At 63.6% G+C, this 25,992-nt stretch carries 19 protein-coding genes; 7 read left to right on the plus strand and 12 right to left on the minus strand.

Annotation, left to right across the window (positions count from 1 at the left end; genetic code table 11):
- Window positions 1-64: 64 nt before the first annotated feature.
- The 5 genes from holA to RSPPHO_RS01655 form a co-directional block, all read right to left on the minus strand.
- Window positions 65-1,099 (minus strand): DNA polymerase III subunit delta, encoded by a 1,035-nt coding sequence (gene holA / locus RSPPHO_RS01635; protein ID WP_014413548.1) that lies wholly within the window; start codon window positions 1,097-1,099, stop codon window positions 65-67.
- A gap of 15 nt (window positions 1,100-1,114) precedes the next feature.
- Window positions 1,115-1,663: an LPS assembly lipoprotein LptE gene (locus RSPPHO_RS01640; protein WP_014413549.1), complete on the minus strand. Its 549-nt coding sequence runs from the start codon at window positions 1,661-1,663 to the stop codon at window positions 1,115-1,117.
- A 15-nt stretch (window positions 1,664-1,678) separates the two neighbouring features.
- Entirely contained in the window at window positions 1,679-4,267 is a 2,589-nt protein-coding gene (gene leuS, locus RSPPHO_RS01645) for a leucine--tRNA ligase (protein ID WP_014413550.1), read from the minus strand.
- Between the two features lie 78 nt (window positions 4,268-4,345).
- Window positions 4,346-4,849, minus strand: a complete 504-nt coding sequence (locus RSPPHO_RS01650) for a DUF3576 domain-containing protein (RefSeq protein ID WP_242390548.1) — start codon at window positions 4,847-4,849, stop codon at window positions 4,346-4,348.
- Between the two features lie 131 nt (window positions 4,850-4,980).
- Window positions 4,981-5,700: a thiamine phosphate synthase gene (locus RSPPHO_RS01655; protein WP_014413552.1), complete on the minus strand. Its 720-nt coding sequence runs from the start codon at window positions 5,698-5,700 to the stop codon at window positions 4,981-4,983.
- Between the two features lie 67 nt (window positions 5,701-5,767).
- Here RSPPHO_RS01655 and RSPPHO_RS01660 point away from each other — a divergent pair, with 67 nt between their 5' ends.
- Window positions 5,768-6,460 (plus strand): YggS family pyridoxal phosphate-dependent enzyme, encoded by a 693-nt coding sequence (locus RSPPHO_RS01660; RefSeq protein ID WP_041793704.1) that lies wholly within the window; start codon window positions 5,768-5,770, stop codon window positions 6,458-6,460.
- 178 nt (window positions 6,461-6,638) lie between these two features.
- Here RSPPHO_RS01660 and RSPPHO_RS19590 read toward each other — a convergent pair whose 3' ends face one another.
- Window positions 6,639-7,163, minus strand: a complete 525-nt coding sequence (locus RSPPHO_RS19590) for a PIN domain-containing protein (RefSeq protein ID WP_157879044.1) — start codon at window positions 7,161-7,163, stop codon at window positions 6,639-6,641.
- Window positions 7,163-7,912: a hypothetical protein gene (locus tag RSPPHO_RS19595; RefSeq protein WP_157879045.1), complete on the minus strand. Its 750-nt coding sequence runs from the start codon at window positions 7,910-7,912 to the stop codon at window positions 7,163-7,165. Before RSPPHO_RS19595 ends, RSPPHO_RS19590 begins: the two co-directional genes overlap by 1 nt.
- 257 nt (window positions 7,913-8,169) lie before the next feature.
- Here RSPPHO_RS19595 and RSPPHO_RS01670 point away from each other — a divergent pair, with 257 nt between their 5' ends.
- A complete protein-coding gene (locus RSPPHO_RS01670) occupies window positions 8,170-9,252 on the plus strand; it encodes an IS5 family transposase (protein ID WP_014413557.1) in 1,083 nt (360 codons plus the stop codon).
- A 340-nt stretch (window positions 9,253-9,592) separates the two neighbouring features.
- Here the strand turns inward: RSPPHO_RS01670 and RSPPHO_RS01675 are convergent, their stop codons facing one another.
- The 4 genes from RSPPHO_RS01675 to mutS form a co-directional block, all read right to left on the minus strand.
- Window positions 9,593-11,821: a hypothetical protein gene (locus RSPPHO_RS01675; RefSeq protein WP_157879046.1), complete on the minus strand. Its 2,229-nt coding sequence runs from the start codon at window positions 11,819-11,821 to the stop codon at window positions 9,593-9,595.
- Window positions 11,822-12,238: 417 nt separating this feature from the next.
- Window positions 12,239-14,227: an acetyl-CoA carboxylase biotin carboxylase subunit gene (locus tag RSPPHO_RS01680; RefSeq protein WP_014413559.1), complete on the minus strand. Its 1,989-nt coding sequence runs from the start codon at window positions 14,225-14,227 to the stop codon at window positions 12,239-12,241.
- A gap of 57 nt (window positions 14,228-14,284) precedes the next feature.
- Entirely contained in the window at window positions 14,285-15,817 is a 1,533-nt protein-coding gene (locus RSPPHO_RS01685; RefSeq protein WP_014413560.1) for an acyl-CoA carboxylase subunit beta, read from the minus strand.
- 556 nt (window positions 15,818-16,373) lie between these two features.
- A complete protein-coding gene (mutS, locus tag RSPPHO_RS01690; protein WP_041793707.1) occupies window positions 16,374-19,082 on the minus strand; it encodes a DNA mismatch repair protein MutS in 2,709 nt (902 codons plus the stop codon).
- 488 nt (window positions 19,083-19,570) lie between these two features.
- Here mutS and RSPPHO_RS01695 point away from each other — a divergent pair, with 488 nt between their 5' ends.
- The 4 genes from RSPPHO_RS01695 to RSPPHO_RS20720 all read left to right on the plus strand — a co-directional run bounded on the left by RSPPHO_RS01695 (window position 19,571) and on the right by RSPPHO_RS20720 (window position 25,086).
- Entirely contained in the window at window positions 19,571-21,835 is a 2,265-nt protein-coding gene (locus RSPPHO_RS01695) for an NADP-dependent malic enzyme (protein WP_041793709.1), read from the plus strand.
- A gap of 52 nt (window positions 21,836-21,887) precedes the next feature.
- Complete coding sequence (locus RSPPHO_RS01700) at window positions 21,888-23,300, plus strand: ATP-binding protein (protein WP_041793710.1); 1,413 nt, start codon at window positions 21,888-21,890, stop codon at window positions 23,298-23,300.
- Window positions 23,301-23,423: 123 nt separating this feature from the next.
- Entirely contained in the window at window positions 23,424-24,137 is a 714-nt protein-coding gene (gene phoU, locus RSPPHO_RS01705; protein WP_041793712.1) for a phosphate signaling complex protein PhoU, read from the plus strand.
- A 232-nt stretch (window positions 24,138-24,369) separates the two neighbouring features.
- Window positions 24,370-25,086: a helix-turn-helix domain-containing protein gene (locus tag RSPPHO_RS20720; protein ID WP_242390549.1), complete on the plus strand. Its 717-nt coding sequence runs from the start codon at window positions 24,370-24,372 to the stop codon at window positions 25,084-25,086.
- Between the two features lie 130 nt (window positions 25,087-25,216).
- On the opposite strand, the gene RSPPHO_RS20725 is transcribed toward RSPPHO_RS20720, so the two are convergent.
- A complete protein-coding gene (locus RSPPHO_RS20725) occupies window positions 25,217-25,519 on the minus strand; it encodes a hypothetical protein (protein WP_242390550.1) in 303 nt (100 codons plus the stop codon).
- A gap of 181 nt (window positions 25,520-25,700) precedes the next feature.
- On the opposite strand from RSPPHO_RS20725, the gene RSPPHO_RS20730 reads away from it, so the two are divergent.
- Entirely contained in the window at window positions 25,701-25,955 is a 255-nt protein-coding gene (locus RSPPHO_RS20730) for a DUF4115 domain-containing protein (protein ID WP_242390551.1), read from the plus strand.
- The last annotated feature ends 37 nt before the right edge of the window (window positions 25,956-25,992 follow it).

Consider the following 25,992-nt stretch of genomic DNA (forward strand, 5'->3'; position numbering starts at 1 on the left):
TTTTTATCCCCCTAAAGGAACGAGGGGTCTGAGGAGGCCCCGCCTCCCCAGCCTTCCTTTCTTCTCACCCCGAGCGCGCCGACGTTTGCGCCCCCCGCGTCAACCGCAAAACCAAACGCTCCATCACCGGCGTCTCCAAGACCCCGGCCGACTTCAACGCCCCCTCGGTCTCCAACAACAAGTCCAAGGCCTGCGCCAGCCGAACCGCCGGCCAGCGGCTGGCCTGGGTGCGAAAGCGGGCCGCCTGACTGAAAATCACCGGCGGCTTCAAGGTCGGCATCACCTGATCCAAGGAACGGCCCTCGGCCACCTGCCCGGCCACAAAATGCAGCCGGGTGAAATGCCGCATCACACTGCGCACAATGGCCACGGCGTTGGTCCCCTCGCGGCGCAGGCGCTCCAAGGTGCGCAGGGCCCGCGCCGCATCCCCTTCGGCAATGGCATGGGCCAAGTCGTCCAACTCCAGGCGGGCGGTATCGCCCACGCAGGCCTGGGCGTCTTCCAGACTCACCCGCCCGGCGGCCCCACAATAGGTGATCAGCTTGTCAATCTCGGAGCGGGTCAGGGCCCGGTCGCCGCCCAGATGGTCGGAGAGAAACTCGACAACATCGGGCCCCGCCGCCAGCTTGGCCCCGGCCAGCATGTCGCGCACCAGGGTTTCCAGGCCGCGGCCCTCGTCGGCATAACAGGGGAGGGCGGCGGCCATCGGGCTGCCCTCGACCAGCAGCCGCAACGACGAGCGCGGCCCCAGCGCCCCGCCTTGCACCAAGATCAGCGCCTCGCCCACCGGATGCTCGAAAAACGGCTTGAGCCGCGCCGTGTGGCTGTCGCCCACATCGCGCAGCCGCACCACCCGCCGCCCCCCGACCATGGACAAGGCCGCCGCCTCGTCGGCCAGCCGGGCGGGATCGCGCACCAGATCGTCGCCGCCCAGCTCGCACACCCGAAAAGGATCGCCAGGATCGTCCACCACGGTGCGCAGCAACTGGTCGAGCCGCTCGCGCACCAGCCCTTCATCCGGGCCATAGACCAAAACAACCCGGATCTGGGGATCGGGATTTTTCAAAAAGGCCTGAACGGCGGCCCCGGTCAGTTTCATGGGAGCCTCCCGGGATCAGCGCGAGGCGAAGTATCCCGCCAAGCGCCGCTGGATCTGATCGGCCAAGCCGTCCGCCACCCGCCGCTCCATGTCGCGCTCCACCATGCGGTCGGCATAGGCGGAGTCCAAGCGGTCCTGGTTGGCCCAGGCGGTTTCCGAGCCGCTGATGAGGGGTTTGGGCGGCGCGGCCCCCTCCTGATTCAGGGCCTGCAAACTGAACGTCGCCGTCCCCGACAAGGTTTCATGGGTGATGCGGTTGGCCAGGGTGGTTGCCGCCCCGGCAATGCTGCGTGACACCGTCAAGGTCAGGGCAAAGGCCGGGCGCGAGGGTTCCCCCAGGCGATTGACCAGGGCATTGCGCACGGCCTGGGCCAAACGGGCATCCCCCTCGGCCCCATAAGTCGCGCGGTGCACATAGACCAAGCCGAGCAGGGCCGGGGTCGAGGCGGTGCCCCCGGCCCCCGGCCGCTCGGCCAGCATGGAGCGAAAGCCGCAGCTCGCCACCCCCAAAGGCGCCAAAGCCCCCAAAACGAGAACACGGCGACGGGTTATGGATCGACCCACGGCTTTCTCCCCAGATCAGACGATGATGTTGACAATGCGGTTGGGCACCAAGATGACCTTGCGCACCGGCTTGTCGGCAATCTGGACAACCACCGTGGGCAGAGCCCGGGCCGCCGCCTCGGCCACCTCCTGCGAGGCGTCCAGCGGCAACTCAACGGTGCCACGCATCTTGCCGTTGACCTGCACCGCCACCTTGACCACGTCGTCCACCAAGAAGGCCTCGGACCACACGGGCCACGGGGTCTCGGCCAGCATGGTGGCATGCCCCAAGGTCCGCCACAGCGCCTCGCACACGTGCGGGATCATGGGCGCCGCCAAACGCAGCACGGTCTCCAGGGCAAAGCGGTAGACTGGCCCGGCCCCCTCGGCAGCCGGATCAAGGGCCGCCACGGCGTTGGTCAGCTCGCGCACCCGCGCCACCGCGTTGTTAAAGCGGAACTTCTCCAGGTCGTCGGTCACCCCGGCCATGGTCCGGTGGGTCTGACGGCGCAGGGCCTCGGCCGCCGGGCCCAGGGTGGCCGGCAGGTCGGCCCCGACCGGCCCCGGATCCAACGGCGGCTGGCTGGCCAGACGGACCAAGCGCGCCAGATAGCGCGAGGCCCCGTCAATACCGGCCGACGACCAGTCCATATCGCGCTCGGGCGGGCAGTCCGAGAGCATGAACAGGCGGGCGGCATCGGCCCCGTGGCTATCCAAAATGACGGTCGGGTCCACGGTGTTGAGCTTGGACTTCGACATCTTTTCCGAGCGGCCCACCGTCACCGGGGCGGTGTCGCTGGCCCGGACCACCAAGCCATCGGCGGTGCGGGTCACGTCCTCGGGCGACAGCCACGTGCCATCGGCCGCGCGGTAGGTCTCGTGGCAGATCATGCCCTGGGTGAACAAGCCGGCAAACGGCTCGGACAATCCCAGATACCCGCACTCCCGCAAGGCGCGCGTGAAAAAGCGCGAGTACAACAGGTGCAGCACCGCATGCTCAACGCCGCCCACGTACTGGTCCACCGGCAGCCAGTAATCGACCGCCGCCCGGTCGAAGGCCACGGTGTCGCTGTGGGGCGAGCAGAAGCGGGCGAAATACCACGAGCTTTCAAAGAACGTGTCGAAGGTGTCGGTCTCGCGCCGGGCCGGGCGGCCGCACACCGGGCAGTCCACATGCTTCCAGGTCGGGTGATGGTCGAGCGGGTTGCCCGGCTTGTCGAAGGTGACATCGTCGGGCAGCAGCACCGGCAACTGATCTTCCGGCACCGGCACAATGCCGCAGCTCTCGCAGTGGATCATCGGGATGGGGCAGCCCCAGTAGCGCTGGCGCGACACGCCCCAGTCGCGCAGGCGGAACTGCACCACGCCCTCGCCCTGGCCCATCTCCTCGATACGCCGGATCGCCGCCGCCTTGGCCTCGGCCACGCCCAGGCCATTGAGGAAGCCCGAGCGGATCGCCACGCCATCGCCGCTAAACGCGGTCAGGCTGGCGTCTTGCTCGGCGGCAAAGGCCTCGGGGTCGGCATCGCGCGGCGCCACCACGGTGGTCACCGCCAAGCCATACTTGCGGGCAAAGTCCATGTCGCGCTGGTCGTGGGCCGGGCAGCCAAAAATCGCCCCGGTGCCGTAGTCCATCAGCACGAAATTAGCGACGTACACCGGCAAGGTCACGTCGTCCAAGAACGGATGACGCACCCGCAGACCGGTATCGAAGCCCTTCTTCTCCGCCGTTTCAATGTCGGCCTCGCTGGTGCCCATGCGGGCACACTCGGCCAAGAAGTCGGCTAAAGCCGGGGTCGCCGCCGCCAGCTCGATCGCCAGCGGATGGTTGGCCGACACAGCGCAGAACGACGCCCCAAACAAGGTATCGGGCCGGGTGGTAAACACCTCGATCCCGTCCTCGCGCCCCACCAGGGCAAAGCGCACCCGCGCCCCTTCCGAGCGGCCGATCCAGTTGGTTTGCATCAACCGGACTTTTTCGGGCCAGCGGTCCAACGTGGTGATGGCGTCGAGCAGCTCCTGGGCATAGGCGGTGATGCGCAAGAACCATTGGGAAAGCTTGCGCCGCTCCACCGGAGCCCCCGAGCGCCAGCCCTTGCCGTCAATCACCTGCTCGTTGGCCAGAACCGTGTGTTCCACCGGGTCCCAGTTGACCCAGGACTCCTTGCGATAGGCGAGGCCCGCCTTCACGAAGTCCAAGAACATCTTCTGTTCGTGCTTGTAATAGCCGGGCTCGCAGGTGCTGATCTCGCGCTCCCAGTCGATGGACAGGCCCATCGGCCGGAACTGTTCGCGCATCACCTCGATGTTGCGCCGGGTCCACTCGCCCGGATGCACACCGCGCTGGATGGCCGCGTTCTCGGCCGGCAGGCCAAAGGCATCCCACCCCATGGGATGGAGCACGTTAAACCCCTGCGCCCGCTTGAAGCGCGCCACCACGTCGCCCAGCGTGTAGTTGCGCACGTGCCCCATGTGGATGCGCCCGGAGGGATAGGGGAACATCTCCAGCACATAGTACTTGGGACGCTCAGGGTCCACGGTGGCCCTGAAACAGCCGGCCTCGGCCCAGGCACTCTGCCAATAGGCTTCGGTTTCCTTAAAGGAGGAGCGGTCCTCGGACGCCATGCGAAGGGGTGCCTTCCTGACTCAACGGGGGGAAAAAGCATGGAGCAGCGGCCGCCCCGGTTCGACCGCCGCCCGGGATTATTTCTCCAGCACCGAAAGGCGCAACTGACGCGCCCGGGTGAGGATGGCATTCTCCAGATCGGTGGCCACGCTGGGGCTCACCGCCGCGTCAACCCAGTTGCCTCGCGGGTCACGCTGCTGGCGAAACACCGAGACTTTCACGCCGTCGGCGCGCAGGCCCTTGGCCAGGATATACACGTTGGCCTTGAAGCGCTCGGTGGTCGTCTCGGGCGGGGAATACCAGTCCGAGAGAATGACCCCGCCAAACGGATCGGCCGAGGTCAGGGGCATGAAGGCGATGGTGTCGAGCGAGGCCCGCCACAAAAAGCTGTTGACGCCGACCCCAGTGGACCCGGTGTCTTCCTTGCCCTCCTTGCCGCCAAACAGATTGAGCCCGCCGGGCCCGAAAATCGTGCTGCGTTCCGGCGGATTGGCAGGGTCCACCATCACGCGCTGGCCCGTCGAGGGATCGCGCTCGGGGTAAACCGCCTTGGAGTTCTCGCAAGCCACAAGGGCCAGCATGAGGGCGCCCGCTAGGCCCGCATTTGTCGCCCGATGCAGGAAACGCGGGACAGGGCCGAACTTCGGGTGAGCCATGGATGAGCCTATCTGTGGAAAACGCGCGGACAAAGACCCGGTATGGGAGGCCGATCCTAGCCGGGGCTGTCAAGTTTTTCCATATTCTCCTCAGGGGGGAGGGGAAGGGGAAAAGGAAGGGGAAGGGAAGGCGGGGAGGCGGGGCCTCCCCGGACCCCTCGGTTTTTTGTCCAGCTTTCTAGGGCGGCGAGGCCTGACCAGGGGCGGGGGGGGAGGCGGGCGGCCGTGGTCGGGGTGATGCCGCCCAGGGCCAGGACGGGAACTTGGCTGGTTCGTGCCAGCAAGGTGGCCCGCAGGGGGCCTAAGGCCGGGGCTCCGGGGTGGCTGCGGGTGGGAAAGACCGGGGAGAGCAGCACAAACGTCAGGCGCAGCGCCCGCGCCCGGGCCAGGGCTCGCCCATCATGGGCCGCCATCGACAGCGAGCGCCCCGCCGCCGCGCGCCGCCACAGCAAAACCCCGGCCATCAGGCCCCGGCAAGCCCGGCCCTGCGGCAGGTGGATCCCCGCCAGATCCCGGGGCAGGGGGGGCAGGCGGGGCGCTGCCAGGGCGAGTATCACGCCAATGCGCCGCCGCCTCGCCGCCGCCACCACCGCCCCGGCGCGCGTCGGATCGCCATAGGCCCGCAGCACCACCCGCGCCCCTCGGGGCAGGGCCGGCAGCACCGGCCGGGGGTCGGGCAGGCGTCGCTCGTCGGTGACCAGCACCGCCGCCGGCGCCTTCGGCCGCCCCGCCCGCCGATGCACGCGCTCGGCCCGGCACGAGAGACTTGCCGTCATGCTCCGTTCCTCCTACTCCCAAGGGGTGTCGCTGGTTTCTTCCCCCGCTTCATCGCTCAAGGACGCCATGACCGACCCCTCCTTGTCATCGCCTTTCGACGTGCCGGCCGCGCTCGCCGCCGCCCGCGCCACCCTGGCCCACACCTGTGCCGATGCCGGCCGCAATCCCGCCGACGTCACCTTGGTGGCCGTCAGCAAGACCCATCCCGCCGAGGCGATCCTCCCCGCCCTCACCGCCGGCCAGCGCGTGTTCGGCGAAAACCGGGTTCAGGAAGCCCAGGGCAAATGGCCCGCCCTGCGCGAGCAGTTTCCCGACATCACACTGCGGCTCATCGGCCCCTTGCAGACCAACAAGGTTCGCGAGGCCGTCGCCCTGTTCGATGCCATCGACAGCGTAGACCGCCCCAAGCTCGCCCAAGCCCTGGCCGAGGAAATGGCCCGCCAGAACAAAAAAATCCCGGTGCTGATCCAGGTCAATACCGGCGAAGAACCGCAAAAAGCCGGCGTTTTCCCCCGCGAGGCCGACGCCTTCGTGCGCCAATGTCGGGAAGACTGGGGCCTCGACGTTCAGGGGCTCATGGGCATCCCCCCCGTCGACGAAGAACCGGCCCCCCATTTCGCTCTTCTGCGCGAAATCGCCCGCCGCCACGCCCTGCCCATCCTCAGCATGGGCATGAGCGCCGACTACCCCACCGCCCTCACCTTCGGCGCCACCCACATCCGCCTGGGCTCCGCCCTGTTCGGGTCCAGGACTCCGTAAGGGGGAAGGGGGGGGCCTGCCGCTCCACTGGCTCCGTCGGGCTGCCGCCCGAACCCGCCCGGGGCGATGCCCCGGCCCCCTTTTTTTTCATTTTTACGCAAAAACACCGGTTGGATATGACCGGTCTCGTAAAACACGGATACCATCTATATGATTAAATAATAATACGCAACATAGTCTATTGTTTCATATTTGGAAACAGGGATAACTGTGGAGGAAGAGGGCAGTCTGCCAAACCCACAACTTTTATATTTTCTTTTTTTGCAAAATACGCTAAGTTTTTGTCGTCACTATAAATTGTATGAGCCCGAACAACTTTGGATATAGCAATAATCTGCCTATCATATTTAATTTTGGCCCAAGTTTCGTTGCTTCCTGATTTTTTATCTCCAATATCTAACGCTCTTCTTGTCATCTCAGCTAATTCAATCGCTGCAATCACATCAAATGGCTGAATAATAAATATAGAAGATTTTTGAATTCTTGAAATATACTCTGGGCTTGCCTGTTTCGCCCGAATCAGGACCTCACTTAAAACGGGCGTTGGAATGACAATTTTGGTTTTCTCTTTCTCAAGCTCTTGTATCAGATAACAGATTCGCTCCCAAGGACGATCAATCTCAGCATGGGAGACGGGATCTCGTGGTACCCCAGTTTTTGAGACGAAAAAAAATAGAAGGATATTAGAATCCATAACAACCATTAGTGAATCTCTCCGATCTCGGTACGGAGGTGATACAAAAGGCCCCACGGATCCTCTACCTCGCCCCACTCATGACCTTGGATCTCATGTAGATCTTCAATAACGGAGGAGAGAGGGGCGCTGTCGAGTGGTTCAAAATATTCTATGTGAAAATCTTTAAGTTCCCACACCCCCATATCCGTCCGATACCATTTTCCTTTCCCAAAAACACGAACTTCACCGGCATAAATGTATTTCGCTATATTCTTTGCCAAAGACTTTACCAGATTACACCTATATATACCACCTTCTCCATCTCTAAGATGAACAAGAGGATATTCACCGACACCACCAACTCTAACCACTTCACCAACAAGACTTCCAGACTGGCCAACCGTAGGATAATCAAATTCACCTACAATATCTCGACCTTTAAATACAATAATTTCAACACCTTGCCCTTCGATAAGCCGAGCACTGCCATTATCTTCTTTTAACTTCTTGTTTATTTTATTAATCGCTTTTAATGCGTCAGCAGGGCCTTCGCCGCGATCCGCCAACACTAAGCGATCTCTCACATTGGGAATGGCTTCGGGCTCAACCGTGGCCACCAATCGGGTGCTCCCATGATCGACACGTACAAAATGGACAGAGCTTTCTTCCCCAAGCAATTGGGCGAGGTCAATGAGGTACTCGGCAAGCCGGGCCATGGGAACGGTTTCGGGGGTAAACGCATCAATCAAAAATGTATACTCATTTTGCGTTTCCATGACACATCTTGACCTCTTATTTTCCGGGTGACTCACTCGGAATTTATTCCCCCACAAAGAGCACCTGCCGCTATTCTAGCTTAGACATATACCAAAAAAATTCCGCCCTATCCACCTCGGATCCTGGATAACAGGACAGGATAAAAACACACCCCGTCAAGCCAAGTCGACCACCTTCCACGACCTGGACACCTCCGGAAACTGGCGTCTGGTTCTGGTTCGTGATTCCATAGGCGATCGGCTATTGGGGGGCGGCAATGGCGGTTCAGATTGGGTTCTGGGATGTCGAGCGTCGTCTGGCGGAACTTTCGGCGGAGGGCGATCCGCTGGAGACGCTGTCGAAGACGGTGGATTTCGAACTGTTCCGGCCGGTTCTGGAGCGTGCGGTCCGGCGACGGAGTGCGCCCTCGAAGGGCGGTCGGCCCGGCTTCGACGCGGTTTTGAAATTCAAGATGCTGGTTTTGCAGTCGCTGCACGGTCTGGCGCTGGGTCGGACGACGTACCTGGTGCGCGACCGGCTGAGTTGGATGCGGTTCTGCGGCCTGGGGCCGGGCGATGCGGTGCCGGATGCCAACACTCTTTGGGATTTCCGCGAAGCGCTGATCACGGCCGGTGCGTTTGACGATCTGTTCCAGCGGCTCGACCGGGCGATCAGCGAGGCGGGCTATCTGCCGATGTCGGGGCAGATCGTCGACGCGACGCTGGTGTCGGCGCCGCGCCAACGCAATACCGAGACCGAGAAACAGACGATTAAGGAGGGCAAGGTTCCCGAGGACTGGCGAGACAAGCCGGCCAAGCTGCGGCAGAAGGATCGCGATGCCCGCTGGACGGTGAAGTTTTCCAAAGGAAAGGTCAGAGAGGACGGCACGCCCCAGGGCGACATCGCCATTCCCCATTTCGGCTACAAGAACCACGTCTCGATCGACCGCAAGCACGGGATCATCCGCCGTGCGCTCGTCACCGACGCGGCCGCCGCCGATGGCGCCCGGCTGCGCGAGGGGCTGATCGATCCGGCCAATACCGCCTCCGACGTGTGGGCCGACAGCGCTTACCGCTCCGAGGCCAACGAGGCGTTCCTTGCCGAAGCCGGCAAGGTCAGCCGCATCCACCGCAAGAAGCCCAAGGGCAAACCGATGCCTCGGGCGACCGCCAGAGCCAACGCGGTGAAATCCAGGATCCGTTCCCGGGTCGAGCATGTCTTCGCCGAGATGAAGGGCCGGATGGGCCTGGTCATCCGCACCATCGGCCTCGCCCGCGCCAGGGCAACGATCACGCTCGCCAATATGGCCTACAACATGAAGCGCTGGTCCTGGCTCGACCGTCAGGCTGAACGCGCCTGATCGGCGCCCGACCGGGGGCCCTCCCAGGGGGGGATGCCGCCGATCCTGGGGGATCCTCACCCGCTTCATACCATCCGACCCGGAAAATCAGTGATCGCAGCGCCGATCACAACGCGCTCGAGCGGCCAGCGACATGCGGTACCGTTCAAGGCCGGTTTCCGGAGGTGTCCACGTGGTGTCTCTCCCATCCCTGGAGTGACTCACATTTCCACCCCGACCGCAACAGTCTCCGACCAGCCCCGTGAGCAGTTACAATTCGGTCGCCCCATGACCTTTGCAAGTTGCCGACCGCTAGACATTCCGCGCGCTCAGAAAGATCTGGGCTATTCACCAGGAAAAATCAGCCGTGGTTCTCCAAATCGGCAATTCGCCCTAATATCCGATCTACTATCATTTGGCGTGTTGAATCTTGCCCAACGCGTCTGGACTCTAATTGGTTACGCCAGTTGTTTACGAATTGACCACAGCGTCGGTAACTCAGCTTGCCGCGATACCGCTGCAGACCTTCAAAAACGATATCCAAGAGGGTCTCTTCGTCCCGGCTGACGGCAAGCTGGGAGATGGCCTCAAGTACCGCTATACCTCGGTCATTCGGTAAGTTTGTATACATAAAGTATTCATCTAAAAGTTTCCCTGCCTCTCTCGCTAAAGCGCTCATCTCGTCACCGCCCACAAGTGCTGCGACTGGCTTCCCCACGTTCACTGCGCACTTCATGTATTCCGATATCCTCAGCAAAAGTTGCGGGATATGCGCAGGTATGTATTCCGGCCCAAAATTTCGGTTAGTCTGCATCGCAGATAGCTGACTGCGCCGAATATCAATAACATTGCGATATTCATCAAGGGCTTGGATCGGATCAATGATCTCGCGTGCGCGCGGAATATTGTCGAGTGCAATGGTGCGCCACCGACGCCAGCCGACGAGTTCATCAATCGGGTCAAGGTCTACGGCATCGGCTTTGCGGCCTATCGAAGCCGAGGCGAGCTCTGAATAGTGCTGGCATGTCTTGAAATGATCGATTGCTCTCAATGCCAACGCTTTCTTAACCTCGGGTCTTCCTGCCGCTGTAGCACGATTTCGCAAGATGAGCCCCTGATAGTCGACCGCAGTTGCACAAGCTACCAATGTGAGCGCCCGTTCGACATCTCGAGTAGATGAGCCGGTTGCGAGAGATTGTCGACCCTGTTGGTGCAATCGCTCGAAAATATCGAACGAAGCAGGGTGGATTGAAGCGTTTATCCCAAGTAACTCAACTGTAATTTGGTTGAGAGCGTCGCTTTGCTCAATCCTATACTGTCTTTGCCCTTCTATAATTGATGCGAAATTTACGCCATGAAACATACACGAGGAACCATCGGCGCCCCCGAAAAACACGATCTTATCCTGATTGAAACCTAAACTCTCAAGATAATAATGCTCCAAAGAAACCCAAGCACCCACGACATTTGTTGCAATATCCTCGACGAGGTTATCGACGTCACCTCTCGGTACATTTCTCGAACTCCACTCTTTCTGCAATTCCCAAACTAAACGCTCACGAATTTGTCTCTTGAGATCCCGTCCTACCAACGGATCAGCACCGACAGCGACATCGTCCATGTCAGTCGGAATGGACACGTTCAAACGTTTCAACTCAGCTTCAAGCAACCCCGCTAAATCGCCTTTGACTATCCGGTTTTCAAAATGCCGTCTGGCGAACGGTGAAAGATCAGTACCGTCGCCTTTCCACGACGTCCACGCGAATTTGTTGACGGTTCCAGGGTTTGTCGCAATGATGTCCTCCAGGAGCAAATTGAAATCATACTCGTCAGCACCGCTGTAGCCGAATGTGGTTAGGCTCTCCGCTGAAGAAATGGTGTTTTCGATAAACTGTGAAAAATCCAGAGGAAAGGCACGAGCGAGACCTCGCGCGAAGACTGTACTGGGATCCGCATATCCTCCCGAAAAGCGGCTCATTGTCCCGCGCTCGGGAGCGTTTTCTGAGACCGCGATCGCGTGATTGGCACGCGACATGTTATCTGTATCGCCGACTGTTCCATGCAATGGGATGATCGAGTTTTCGAGTCCCGCGATCTTGGAAGTTTCCGTCCTAAAGCATTCAACCTGAGATAGAGTGACAACACTATATGGGACATCTGCAATATCGTGCGCCTTCATGAGGCCGATGTCGAAATTTGTCGTCATGATGGGCCCCAGCAGATCCGGCGCGTACTTCCGAGCCAGAGCGATCAAGAGATAAAGTCTTGTCGTCTGGTAGGCCGGCCCACGCGCAGTCCTTTTCAGCGTGCCAAGGTCGAACGCAGATTGAAGAATTTTGTCGACGGGAAAGCAATCGCCAAGTCTATACGAAAATAGGGAAAACAGTGCTTCAAGGGTCATGTAGGGGCGCTCAAGAAGTGCAAGTATCTGTGCGCGCAATCCAACAGCATTCTTAGGTCTGGCATAAGTCAACGCAGCGTCAATAACCCAGGTCTTCAGCTCATACGCGGTTGGCAGGGGGTGAGATGCGCCTGCCCCAAGAATGAGAACCGAACGCGCCGACGGTTCCAAGTGTAACGGACTAGACATGTCGCCTCTCAGTGAGTAAAAAAACGGAAGTGGAAGACAGATATACCATCTAACAGAGCGCCATTGTTGATTTCGAAGCTGTTGTCTCGCCACAGATTTATAAATAAGTTTGAGACGTTTTACTATAAAGGCTTATTCCTTTGAGTCCGGGACCGCATCATGTGGTGACAGGCGGCTCAAAATGGCGCAGAACATACAGTAAACACGCGCTGTTTCGGGAGCTCAGCCATGACCAAGTTTCCCCGATCTCTCCTCGAATTCCAGCGCCAGTTTTCGGACGAATCCGCCTGCGCGGCGTATCTCGCGAATCTTTGCCGATCGCGCTTCTCCTCCAAACAAAAAAGGCTCCCCTTACGGAGAGCCCCAAAGTTCTGAGGGGTCTGGGGAGGCGAGCCTCCCCAGCCTTATTGTTTGCCCTTACACTTCAAACTCAAGAATCTTCTGATCCACGGCGAGGCTATCGCCGGGGCGGGCGTGGATGCGGGCGACGATGCCGTCGCGTTCGGCTTTGAGGATGTTTTCCATCTTCATGGCTTCGACGACGGCGAGGGTCTCGCCGGCCTTGATTTCCGAGCCTTCCTCGACGGCGAGCGACACCAGGAGGCCGGGCATCGGCGAGAGCAGGTAGCGCGAGAGGTCGGGCGGGACCTTATGCAGCATCAAGGAGGCGTACTGAGCAGCTTCGCCGGTCAACACCAGGGCGGTTTCCTGGCTGCCGCCTTGGGCCAAGTGGTAGGACACGCCCCGACGCTCGATCTGAACCACGATGGCGCGGTCATCGAGCTTGGCGCGGAACAGGGGCTGGCCGAAGGTCCACTGGTGGATCAGGGTATGGATCTTGCCGTCCCATTCCACCTCGTGGCCGCCGGTGATCGGGCGAACCTTGACGGGGTGGTTGGTGTCGCCAAGACGCACCACCCACTCGTCGCGCACCTTCTTGCCGTGACCGACCATTTGGCCGCTGATCTTGGCATTCCGCTCGGTGCTCATGCGGTGGACGGCGGCGGCGACGGTGACCAGGACGGTGGGATCGTCGGGCGGCAGGTCGGCGGCATGGAAGCCGTTGGCGTATTCCTCGGCGATGAAGTTGGTGGTCAGCCGTCCTTCAACGAAGCGGTCGCGCGACAGCAGCGAGGCGAGGAAGGGGATGTTGTGCGAGATGCCGCGGATGTAGAACCCATCCAGGGCTTGGCGCATACGCTGGGTGGCTTCCAGACGATCCTTGCCGTAGGTGATCAGCTTGGCGACCATCGGGTCGTAGAACATGCTGATCTCGCCGCCTTCCTGAACGCCGGTATCGACGCGAACCTGCCCTTCGACTTCCAGGGGCGGGATGTAGCGCACCAGACGACCGGTGGAGGGCAGGAAGTTGCGGAACGGATCTTCGGCGTAGATCCGGCATTCCATGGCCCAGCCGTTGAGCTTGATGTCGTCTTGCCGCAAGGTCAGCTTTTCGCCGGCGGCAATGCGGATCATCCACTCGACGAGGTCGAGGCCGGTGACCATTTCGGTGACCGGGTGTTCCACCTGGAGACGGGTGTTCATTTCCAGGAAGTAGAAGTTGCGGTTGGCATCGACGATGAACTCGACGGTGCCGGCCGACTTGTAGTCCACGGCGCGGGCCAGGGCGACGGCCTGCTCGCCCATGGCCTTGCGGACCTCGGGGGTGATGAAGGGCGAGGGGGCCTCTTCGATGACCTTTTGGTGGCGCCGCTGGATCGAGCACTCGCGCTCGCCGACATACAAGAAGGTCTCGCCGTCGGCCAGCACCTGGATTTCGATGTGGCGCGGCTGCTCGACGTACTTTTCAACAAAGACGCGGTCGTCGGCGAAGCTGGAGCGGGCTTCGTTGGCGGCCGAGAGGAAGCCTTCGCGGGCCTCCTCATCGGAGCGGGCGATACGCATGCCCTTGCCGCCGCCGCCGGCCGAGGCCTTGATCATCACCGGGTAGCCGATGGAGCGGGCGATGGCGACCGCTTCCTCGGCGTTGGCGATGATGCCCATGTGGCCGGGGACGGTGCTGACCCCGGCGGCGGCCGCCAGCTTCTTGGACTCGATCTTGTCGCCCATGGCCTCGATGGCCCGCGCGTCCGGTCCGATGAAGGCGATGCCGGCGGCGGCGAGCGCCGCTTGGAACGCCTTGTTTTCCGACAGGAAGCCGTAGCCCGGATGGACGGCCTGGGCGCCGGTGTCGCGGCAGGCCTGAACCAAGCGGTCGATGACCAGATAGCTCTGGGCCGAGGCCGACGGGCCGATATGGACGCGCTCGTCGGCCATATCCACGTGCAAGGCATCGCGGTCGGCGTCCGAGAACACGGCCACGGTCTTGATGCCCATCCGGCGGGCGGTTTTGATAACGCGACAGGCAATTTCGCCGCGATTGGCGATCAGGATCTTCTCAAACATCGGGTGCCCCGGTTGGCTGGCGGTGCGGTCTCAGGCGAATGGTCGGAGAACCCGCCCTTAGAGGGGGATGTTGCCGTGCTTGCGCCAGGGGTTCTGGATATCCTTGTTACGCAGCATGGCCAGCGACCGGCAAATACGCTTGCGCGTGCCGTAGGGCATGATCACCTCGTCGATGAAGCCGCGCGAGCCGGCCACGAACGGGTTGGCGAACAGTTGGCGGTACTCCTCGGTGCGCTGCGCGATCTTTTCGGCATCGCCCATGTCCTGGCGGAAGATGATTTCCACCGCGCCCTTGGGGCCCATCACCGCGATTTCGGCCGACGGCCACGCGTAGTTGACGTCGCCGCGCAGGTGCTTGGAGCTCATCACGTCGTAGGCGCCGCCGTAGGCCTTGCGGGTGATGACCGTGACCTTGGGCACCGTCGCCTCGGCGTAGGCGTAGAGCAGCTTGGCGCCGTGCTTGATGATGCCGCCGTATTCCTGCGCCGTACCCGGCAGGAAGCCCGGGACATCGACGAAGGTCACGATGGGAATATTGAAGGCGTCGCAGAAGCGCACGAAACGCGCCCCTTTGCGGGCGCTGTCGATGTCGAGACAGCCGGCCAGAACCATCGGCTGGTTGGCGACGAAGCCGACCGTCGAACCTTCCATGCGGCCAAAGCCGGTGATCAGGTTGCCGGCGTAGTTGGGCGCGACCTCGAAGAAGTCGCCCTCGTCCACCACCTTCTCGAGCAGCTCCTTCATGTCGTAGGGCTTGTTCGGGTTATTGGGGATGAGGGAGTCCAGCGAGTAGTCCAGGCGGTCCCAGGGATCGTTGGTGGGACGCACCGGCGGCTTCTCCTTGTTGGAGGCCGGCAGGAAGTCGATGAAGCGCCGCAGTTGCAACAGGGCGTGGACATCATTTTCAAAGGCGAGGTCGGCCACGCCGGACTTCGAGGTATGGGTGATGGCGCCGCCCAGTTCCTCGGCCGTTACCTGCTCGTGGGTCACCGTTTTGACCACATCGGGCCCGGTGACGAACATGTAAGAGCTGTCCTCGACCATGAAAATAAAGTCGGTCATGGCCGGCGAATACACCGCGCCGCCGGCGCACGGGCCCATGATCATGGAGATCTGCGGGATCACGCCCGAGGCCATCACGTTGCGCTGGAACACCTCGGCATAGCCGGCGAGGCTGTCCACGCCTTCTTGAATGCGCGCGCCGCCAGAATCGTTGAGCCCGATCACGGGGGCGCCGACCGCCATCGCCTTGTCCATGATCTTGCAGATCTTGGCGGCGTGGGTCTCGGACAAGGAACCGCCCAGAACGGTGAAGTCCTGGCTAAACAAAAACACCAAGCGACCATTGACGGTGCCGTGGCCCACGACCACGCCGTCGCCGGGAACCCGGTTTTTGTCCATGCCGAATTCGTTACAGCGGTGTTCAACGAAGGTATCCCACTCCTCGAAGGAGCCGGGGTCAAGCAACAGGTCGATGCGTTCGCGGGCGGTCAACTTGCCCTTGGCGTGCTGCGCCTCGATCCGGCGCGGACCTCCACCCAGGCGCGCGGCCGTGCGCTTGGCATCGAGCTGACGAATGATGTCGTGCATTCAACGGTTCCTGTACGGACTGGCGGCGAGGGCGCGGAGTATATCCTTGCCTAAAAAGCGAGGCTAGCTTTTCTTTTGTTGCGTGGAAGGCGTTAAATGGAGCCGAAATACCGCCCAATCCCCGCCTTTCGGCCCACGCGGCGGCGGCACCGACCGGCCGACCGGTGCTTTAGCCGCCCCCTCGTAAAAGTTGTTGGACTGGGTGAGCACGATAATCAAAGAGCTTGTCCGCCCGGTCGTTGGGGTTTTTGGTTCGACTAAAAACTAATTCCCAGGGAAGGCGTTCTTCCTGTGGGTATTTCAGCGGTGAAGAATGGATTTGCTCTTTGTGACAGGATCGGCAGGCCTGGCTCCTCCTTCAAAAGGCGCGCTCCGTGCCCGATTTGACTTCTCTTTATAAGAGTATAAGGGAGCCTATTACCGACTTCCCGCACCGGTCCTTCCGGGCGAAAAACACCCCGATTTATCGTTAAAGACGTTTTTCCTCAAGAAAACGACCCGCCTCCAGGGGGCAGGGGGCGGGTCGATCTGCGTTTTTTACTTGGGTAACTTGCGTTCAGCGCAGGAGAGCCCGTAGCCGATACAGGGTGTCCAGGGCCTCGCGCGGGCTCAGATCGTCGGGCGAGAGGGATCGCAGAGCGTCTTCGACCGGCGAGGGGGGCACTGGGGGAGGGGGCGCGCTCGCAGGCACCGAGCGGGGACGGGCGGCGGCGAACAAGGGCAGGTCCTCGACCAGCCGAGCCGGCGAGGGCGTGGTATCGCCGCGTTCCAAGGTGGCCAACACCTCCTCGGCCCGGGCCAGCACGGCATCGGGCAAGCCGGCCAGTCTGGCGACATGGATGCCATAGGAGCGATCCGCCGCCCCCGGCCCGACTTCGTGCAAGAACACCACCTCGCCCTTCCACTCCCTGACCCGCAGGGTATGACAGGACAACTGGTCCAGGCGTTTGGCGAGCACGGTCAGTTCGTGGTAATGGGTGGCGAACAAGGCCCGGCAGCGGGTGGTATCGTGCAGGGATTCCACGGTGGCCCAGGCGATGGAGAGGCCATCGTAGGTCGCGGTGCCCCGGCCGATCTCGTCGAGAATAACCAAGGAGCGCTCGGTCGCCTGATGCAAGATGGCGGCGGTTTCCACCATCTCGACCATGAAGGTGGAGCGCCCGCGCGCCAGATCATCGGCCGCCCCCACCCGCGAGAACAGGCGATCGACTACCCCCAGATGCGCCTGATCGGCGGGCACAAACGAGCCCATTTGCGCCATCAAGACGATCAGGGCGTTTTGCCGCAGGAACGTCGATTTACCGGCCATGTTGGGACCGGTGAGCAGCCACAGGCGTTGCCCGGGGCCCAGGTCGCAGGCATTGCCGACAAACGCCCCCTCGCCCGAAGCCTTGAGCGCCGCTTCCACCACCGGGTGGCGGGCGTTGACCAGGGAAAAGGCCAGTGAGCGATCGAGCACCGGCCGGCAATAACGCTCGGTTTCGGCCAGTTCGGCCAGGGCCAGCAGCACATCGAGTTGCGCCAAGCCGTCGGCGGCCGCCGCGATCCCTTCGGCCTCGGCCAGCACCGCGTCGCGCAACTCGGCAAACAGGTCCTGTTCCAGGGCCAAGGCGCGCTCGGCGGCGCCACGGATGCGGTCCTCCAGGTCGGCGAGATCCACGGTGGTGAAGCGAACCTGGCTGGCCAGGGTTTGCCGGTGCATGAAGGGATTGGTCTGTCCCTCGGCCCCGCGCGCCCCCATCAGGCGGTCGGCCCGCCCGGCCGGCACCTCAATAAAGTAGCCCAGCACATTATTGTGCTTGATCTTGAGGGTGTTGATCCCGGTCTCCTCGACGTAGCGGGCCTGAAGCGCGGCAATCAGACGGCGGCTTTCGTCGCGCAGGGCCCGGGCCTCGTCGAGACCGGCGTGAAACCCGGGATGGATAAAGCCGCCATCACGCGCCAGCACCGGCAGGTCGTCGGCCAGGGCCCGGCCCAGAAGATCGACCAAGGCATCGTGCTGCCCCAGGGCGGCCAGGGCGCTACTCACGTCCGACGGTAGGGCATGCAGGCCGCCCCCCAACGCGCCAATGCCCAGCCGCAGGGCCGGGACCCGCGCCAAACCATCGCGCACGGCGGCCAGATCGCGCGGCCCGCCCCGGCCCAGCGACAGCCGCGACAAGGCCCGGGCAATATCGGGACAGCCGGTCAGCAGACCGCGCAACTCGGTGCGGGCCTCGGTTGCGCCCACGAACAAGGCCACCCCGTCGAGGCGCTGGTTCAGGACCTCGGGATCGGTCAACGGCGCGGCCAGACGCTCGGCCAGCAAACGGGCCCCGGGACCGGTCACGGTGCGGTCAAGGGTGGCGAGCAGGCTGCCCTTGCGCCCGCCGGTCAAGGTCTCGAAAAGCTCCAGATTGCGCCGGGTCGCGGGATCAATCGCCATGACCGCGCTTTCGTCGAGCCGACGCGGCGGCGACAGCCGGGGCAAGCGCCCGGCCTGGGTCAAGGTGACGTAATCAATCACCGCGCCGAGCGCCGCGATCTCGGCCCGGCCAAAATCACCAAAGGCATCCAGGGCGCCCACGGCAAAGACCTCGTGCAGGCGCTTGCGGGCGTTTTCACTGTCAAAGCGGCTGGCGGGCAGGGGGCTCACCACCGGCTTGACCGACACCAGCGCCTCGGCAAAAGCCGGATCCGCGCTCAGGGTGTCGGGCAAGATCAGCTCGCCCGGGGCCAAGCGGGCCAGGGCCGGGCCCAAGGTGGCCACGTCCAGGGCCTGGGCCCCCAGGGCGCCGGTTGACACATCGACCCAGGCCAGCCCCAAGGTCTCGCGCTGACGGACCAAGGCCGCCAGATAATTGGGCCGGCGGGCGTCAAGCAAGGTGTCCTCGGTCAAGGTGCCCGGGGTCACGGTGCGCACCACGGCGCGGGCCACCACCGCCTTGGCGCCGCGCTGACGCCGGGCTTCGGCCGGGTCCTCGATCTGCTCGCAGATGACCACCTTGTGCCCGGCCCGGATCAGGCGCGCGAGATAGCTTTCGTGGGAATGCACCGGCACGCCGCACATGGGGATGTCGGCGCCTTGATGCTTGCCCCGCTTGGTCAGGGCAATATCGAGGGTGCGCGACGCCGCCACCGCGTCGTCAAAGAACATCTCGTAAAAATCGCCCATGCGGTAGAATAACAGGCCGTCCGGGTTCTGGGCCTTCAAGCTCAGATACTGCCCCATCATGGGCGTGACATCGCCGATCTCGGCGGTCTCGGGCTCGGGAGCGGAGGTCATGGCTTGATCCTGATGAGACGGTGAACAATCCTGGCCCCGCGAAAAAAGCCCGTGGCGTCGTAGCGGGCAAGAGGAAAAGAGAAGGCTGGGGAGGCGGGCCTCCCCAGACCCCTCCGATCCTGGGGCATTCCTCGACGCGAAGGGCCCGCCGGACCGTGGGGTCTGGGGAGGCCCGCCTCCCCAGCCTTCTCTCTTTCCCAATCCCCCGACCGCGTTCGGTCAAGCGACGCACGCGAGGCTAGGCTTTTGCGCTGGGCTCGGGCACAATAATGGGTGTGGGGAGGTGGATGGCTTTTCAACCTTTTGGTACGTGATGGCGGTTTTTCGCCGGCCGTGACCAAGGGCCTTGGTGATCCCGTCCCGCCCCTCTCCCGACGTCCGGTCCGCGTTCCTCTCCTCCTTGGTGGTTTCCTGGGAGTGTGGGGACGCCGCCTTCCCCCGAGCGGCGAGGGCCGTTTCCCTTCTGTCCACTCAGGATCAAGGCCTCCATGGTCAACGACAGCAAACGCAATCTGGAGCGCGAGGCGCTTTTGTTCCATTCCACCGGGCGTCCGGGGAAGATTGAGATTCATCCAACCAAGCCGCTGGCCACGCAGCGCGACCTTTCGCTGGCCTATTCGCCGGGCGTGGCCGCGCCGTGCCTGGAGATCGCGCGCGACCCCAGCACGGCCTACGACTACACGGCCAAGGGTAATCTGGTGGCGGTGATCTCCAATGGCACGGCGGTGCTGGGCCTGGGGGATCTGGGGGCGCTGGCCGGCAAGCCGGTGATGGAAGGCAAGGCGGTTTTGTTTAAGGCCTTTGCCGATGTCGATGGCATTGATCTGGAGGTGGACACCCGCGACGTCGAGGAGTTCATCAACTGCGTGCGCTATCTCGGACCCAGCTTCGGCGGCATCAACCTGGAAGACATCAAGGCACCCGAGTGCTTCATCATTGAAAGCCGGCTGCGCGAGTTGATGGACATTCCGGTGTTCCACGACGACCAGCACGGCACGGCGATCATTGCCACGGCCGGATTCTTGAATGCGCTGGACCTGACCGGGCGCAAGATCAGCGACGTGCGGCTGGTGGTGAACGGGGCCGGGGCGGCGGCCATTGCCTGCGTCGAGTTGGTCAAGGCGGTCGGTCTGCCGCACGAAAACGTCATTTTGTGTGATTCCAAGGGAGTGGTTCATCGCGGCCGCACCGATTTGAACCAGTGGAAGTCGGCCCACGCCCAGGACACGCCGCTGCGTACCTTGGAGGAGGCCCTGGCCGGGGCGGATGCGTTCTTTGGCCTGTCGGTCAAGGGAGCGGTGACGCCGGCCATGGTCGCGGTCATGGCGCCGCGCCCGATCATTTTTGCCATGGCCAACCCGGATCCCGAGATCACGCCCGAGGACGTGCGCTCGGTACGCCAAGATGCCATCATGGCCACCGGTCGCTCGGACTATCCCAACCAGATCAACAACGTTCTGGGCTTCCCCTACATCTTCCGGGGCGCGCTTGATGTGCGGGCCCGCACCATCAACGACGAGATGAAGATCGCGGCGGCCAAGGCCATCGCCGCGCTGGCCCGCGAGGACGTACCCGACGAGGTGGCGGCGGCCTATGCCGGACGGCGGCTGCGCTATGGGCCGGACTACATCATCCCGGTGCCCTTTGACCCCCGGCTGATTGCCGCCATTCCGCCGGCGGTGGCGGAAGCGGCGATGCGCTCGGGCGTGGCGCGCCGGCCGATCATCGACATGGAAAGCTACCGCCGCGAGCTGTCGGCCCGTCTGGATCCGACGGCGGCCAGCCTTCAGGCCCTGGCCGCCGAGGTACAGACCCGGCCGCAGCGGGTGGTGTTCGCCGAGGGCGAGGAAGAAAAGATGATCCGCGCCGCCCTGGCGTTTCGCAACGCCGGCTATGGCACGCCGATCCTCATTGGGCGCGAGGAGCGCATTCGCGAGACCATCACCAGCCTGGGCCTGGGCACCACCCTCGACGGTTTGGAGATCCAAAACGCCAAGCTGTCCTACCACACCAAGCACTATACCGATTTTATGTATCGCCGGTTGCAGCGACGCGGCAGCCTGTACCGCGACGTCCAGCGCATGGTCAACCAAGACCGCAACGTGTTCGCGGCCTGCATGGTGGCGCTGGAGGATGCGGATGCCATGGTCACCGGGACCACGCGCCACTTCCATTCCTGCTTGAACGACGTGTTGCGGGTGGTGGATCCAACCCCCAACGAGTTGGTGTTCTCGGTGACGCTGATGATCGCGCGCGGGCGCACCGTGTTCATTGCCGACACCAACGTGCACGAGGCGCCGACCGCCGAGGAACTGGCCGACATCGCCACCCAGGCGGCGGCGCTGGCCCGGCGCATGGGCCACGAGCCCCGGGTGGCCCTGCTGTCGTACTCGACCTTTGGGGCGCCGGTGGGCCGCACCCCCGATCGCTCGCGCCAAGCGGTGGCGATTTTGGAGGAGCGCCGGGTGACCTTTGAGTTCGAGGGCGAAATTGGCGCCCACGTCGCGCTCGATCCTGAACTTTTGTCTTTGTATCCATTCTGTCGCTTGTCGGGACCGGCGAATGTGCTGATCATGCCCGGTCTGCACTCGGCCAACATCTCGTCCAAGCTGTTGCAAAAGATGGGCGGGGCCACGGCCATTGGACCGATCCTGATGGGGCTGTCGCGGCCCTGCCAGATCGTGCCCATGGATGCCACCGTGTCGGACATCTTGCACATGGCCACGGTGGCCGCCGCCGAGGCGGGACGCTAAGACCCCGGGGAGGAGGGCTTCCCGGGATCCTTTGACCCAAGGGAGAACGGGAATGGAGCGCCAGACACCAGGAGTCGGCCGCTTGATGCGGGCGGGGGCGATGATCTCCGTACCGGCGGCGGCCACGGTGTTGGGGCTTGCGGTTTTTGGCTGGGTCTCGGTGGGAGCGGCCGTGGGGTCGGTCTTGCTGATCTGGTTTTTGACCGCCCTCCTTCTGCGCTTTGCCTTTCGCGACCTGCTGGCGGTGGCGCGCCATTTGCGCGGGCTGGCCGGCCACTTGGGGGAAGACCCTGCGCCCGAACCGGCAGCCCGGCTGGACATTGCGCAAAGCCTGCTCAACGCCGGGCGGCATCTGGACCGCTCGTGGCGACGGCGCGAGTTGGCCTTGCGCGAGCAACTGACCTCCAACGAACGCCTGCTCGACACCTTGCCCGATCCCTTGCTGATGCTCGGCGCCGATGCCCTGATCACCCGGGCCAACGGAGCGGCGCGCGCCTTGTTTTCCCGGGTGCTGACGGGCCAAGAGATCACCACGGTTCTGCGCGACCCCGGGGTGCTCGACGCCATCGAGGGGGTGCTGGAAAAAGCGCCCTCGCGCCAAGTCACCTGGGTGATGCCGGGGCCGGTCGAACGCGAGTTCGAGGTCCGGGCGACCCGCCTGCCGGCGCGGGGGGTCGATGGCTCGCTGGTGATGGTGACCTTGCATGACATCACCGCCTTGCGCCGGCTGGAGCAGATGCGCGCCGATTTTGTGGCCAACGCCAGCCATGAACTGCGCACGCCGCTGTCCAGCCTGATCGGGTTCACCGAAACCCTGGCCACCAGCGCCCGCGAGGACAGTGCGGCGCGCGAGCAGTTCTTGGCGATCATGCTGGAACAGGGCCGACGCATGCAGCGGTTGATCGAAGACCTGCTGTCCTTGTCGCGCATCGAGATGGAGGAGCACACGCCCCCCTCGGACCCGATCAACCTGAGGGAGGTGATTGGCGGTGTGGCGCGCTTTTTGGAGATCCGCGCCCGCGAGAAAAACATGGACATTCGCCTGGAGGGAGAAGACGCCCCGGTCGTGGTGATCGGTGATGGCGACCAACTCACCCAGATTTTTCAAAACCTGCTCGACAACGCCCTGAAATACGGACGCCCCAGCACGCCGGTGGTGGTGCGCTGGACGCAGGTGGAGCGGGGTCCGGCCGCCATGCCCGCCGCCGTGCGCGCGCCGTGCCTGCGGGTCAGTGTCATCGACCAGGGCGAGGGCATCGCCAAGGAGCATCTGCCGCGCCTGACCGAGCGCTTTTACCGGGTGGACAAAGCCCGCTCGCGCGCCATGGGCGGCACCGGCTTGGGCCTTGCTATTGTCAAGCACGTGGTCGTGCGCCATCGGGGCGCCATGACCTTGGAAAGCGAAATTGGCAAGGGAACCACGATCAACTTGTTTTTACCGCTCTATGAGCCGACCCTCGGGTGACGGTGAGACAAGACGAGCTGGAGAGGCCGCACCCGCCAAGGGCGCTCGCCTTTTGCGTCGGGGCCGGGAGAGTGATAAAAAGGGAGAAACCCCAGGGTTCTTCTGTTGAACTGGACGCCTCCCATGACCGTCTCGAAAGATGCCCACATTGTCACCTCGTATGACGAGGCCTTGCGAGATCTGGATGCTCGCATCGACCGCATGGGGGCGCTGGCCATTGCCCAGACCCGGGACACCATCGCCTTGGTGGTTCAGCGCGACCCGACCATGGCCACGCGCATCTTGGAACACGAAAACGAGATGAACGAGCTGGAATACCGGGTCAACGAACAGGTGGTGCGGGTGCTGGCTTTGCGTCAGCCCGTGGCCGACGACCTGCGCGCCGTCGTCACCTGCTTGAAAGTCGCGGGCATGCTGGAGCGCATCGGCGACTACACCGCCAACGCCGCCCGCCGGGCGCCGGTGTTGACCCAACTCGCCAACTTTCCGGTGCGCGGCCCCGTCTCGCGCATGGGCGATCTGGTGATCGGCATGCTCGACGACGCCTTGCGCGCCTTCCGCGAGCCCGACGACGCCCTGGCCAGCCTGGTTCGCGAGCGCGACGAGGAAGTGGACGCGCTGCACGCCAGCCTGTTTCGCGAACTGCTCACCTATATGATGGAAGATCCCCGGACCATCACCGCTTGCACCCATCTGATGTTCGTCTCCAAAAACCTGGAGCGCATCGGCGATCAGGCGACCAACATCGCCGAGGCCGCCCACTACCGCGCCACCGGCACCATGATTTCCGGGGATCGGCCCAAGGGCGACGACACCTTCCGCACCGATCCGGTTTGACCCACCCAACAGCCCCAGGATTGGCGGGGTCTGGGGAGGCCCCGCCTCCCCAGCCTTCTCTTTTGGTCTTTGCATGAGGGTGGTTGTGCCCTGGGGACCTTTTCGTTACGGTGAGCCGGTCTAGCCGGTCCTGGATCGTTGAGGGATGGCCTCGCCGGGCAAGGACATTCCCGTCGGACATCAAAGCCGGGACAGGCGCCGTTGACGCGGTTCTCCTGGGACGAGGACACCTTTGGAACCTTCCATCACCGACAAGTCGAGATCCGATCGTGGCGGAAGCTCCGGGCACGTGGGCGCCTTGCTGCGGCAAACGCGCGAACGGCTGGGCGAGCCTCTGGATCGCGTGGCCGAGGCCCTGCGCATCCGCCGGGCCTATCTCGAGGCTATCGAGGCCGGGCACTACGACTCCCTACCGGGAGGGGCTTATGCCATCGGCTTCGTTCGGGCGTATGCCGATCACCTTGGGTTGCACCCCGAGGAAGTCGTGCGTCGCTACAAAGACGAAAGCCAGAGCCCGGCCCCCTCGACCAATCTGGAATTCCCCATGCCGGTGGGCGAAGGCGGGGTCCCCGCCGGGGCTCTCGTCGGCCTCGCCCTGGTCTTGGCGGCGTGTGCCTATGGCGCTTGGTACTGGGTGTCATCCCTGGATCGGCCGGTCGCCGAACTGATCCCCGACATTCCCGAGCACTTGGCTGCCCTGGTCGGGCCCGCTCCCGCCCCCAACCCGTCGCGCCGGAAGCGTCGCCCGCGTCTTCCCCGCTCCCCCCTTCGCCCTCGCCTTCCCCCTTACCCTCCCAGGACCCGGCCCAGACCGCGCCGGGCCCCGACGCCGAGGATCCCTCGGAGGCGTCCCCCGATCCGATGGAAGCCTCTCCCCCCATCGACGCAGGGGCCGCGCCTGCCCTGGGAGCCCCTGAGGATCCAAGTGAAGCGCCGCCGCCGATTGTGACCATGGCCCCCCTGCGGACCCCCCTTCCGACTGCCGGGCCCGCGTCCCCATCGCCTGCGCCTGCCTTCTCCGCGCCTGTTGCATCTCCGGCCTCGCCGACGACGCCTCCTCAACAGGCGCCGTCGCGCCCTCATGCCTCTTCCTCTGCGCCCCCGGCTGGGACGAAGACGGCGGCCCCCACGGTTGCGCCGTCCCAAACGACCTCCACCGTCGCACCGTCGCAGACGACCTCCGCGGTCGCACCGTCCCAGACGGCCTCCGCGGTCGCACCGTCTCCGACGGCCTCCACGGTCGCACCGTCTCCGACGGCCTCCACGGTCGCGCCGTCTCCGACGACCTCCACGGTCGCGCCGTCTCCGACGACCTCCACGGTCGCGCCGTCTCCGACGACCTCCACCGTCGCGCCGTCTCCGACGGCGACACCAACGCCCAAAACGACAATACCGCCGCAGGCTCCCCCGGCCCCAACACCAGCCCCCCCCGGGATTCCGGCGGCCCCCCTGCTGACCACCCCGCCAGCCCCTGCCGAACCGGGACCGTCGTCCGCGCCGGTCCCCGCCGCCTCCCTCCCGGAGGCCGAGGTCGGACAACCGGCCCCCGAGCCGGTGCGCGCCATGGGTCACTCGGCGCGGGTTGTCCTGCGCGCCGCCAGCGACTCCTGGATCATGCTGCGCAAGGACGGAAAACTGGTCGTGCGACGCCTGTTGCGCAAAGATGATGTGTACGCCATTCCCGAAAGCGAGGGCCTGACCCTCTCGGTCAGCAATGCCGGAGCGCTGGAGGTTTATGTGGATGGGGCACGGGCCCCCAGCCTGAGTACCGGGGGGACGATCCGGCTCGATCCGAACCGGTTGAAGTCGGGTCGCTGAAGGTTTTATCTAGGCGACAGGAACGGCGGGCCGGTCC

Origin of the sequence: Pararhodospirillum photometricum DSM 122 (assembly GCF_000284415.1) — a bacterium.
GTDB lineage: Bacteria > Pseudomonadota > Alphaproteobacteria > Rhodospirillales > Rhodospirillaceae > Pararhodospirillum > Pararhodospirillum photometricum.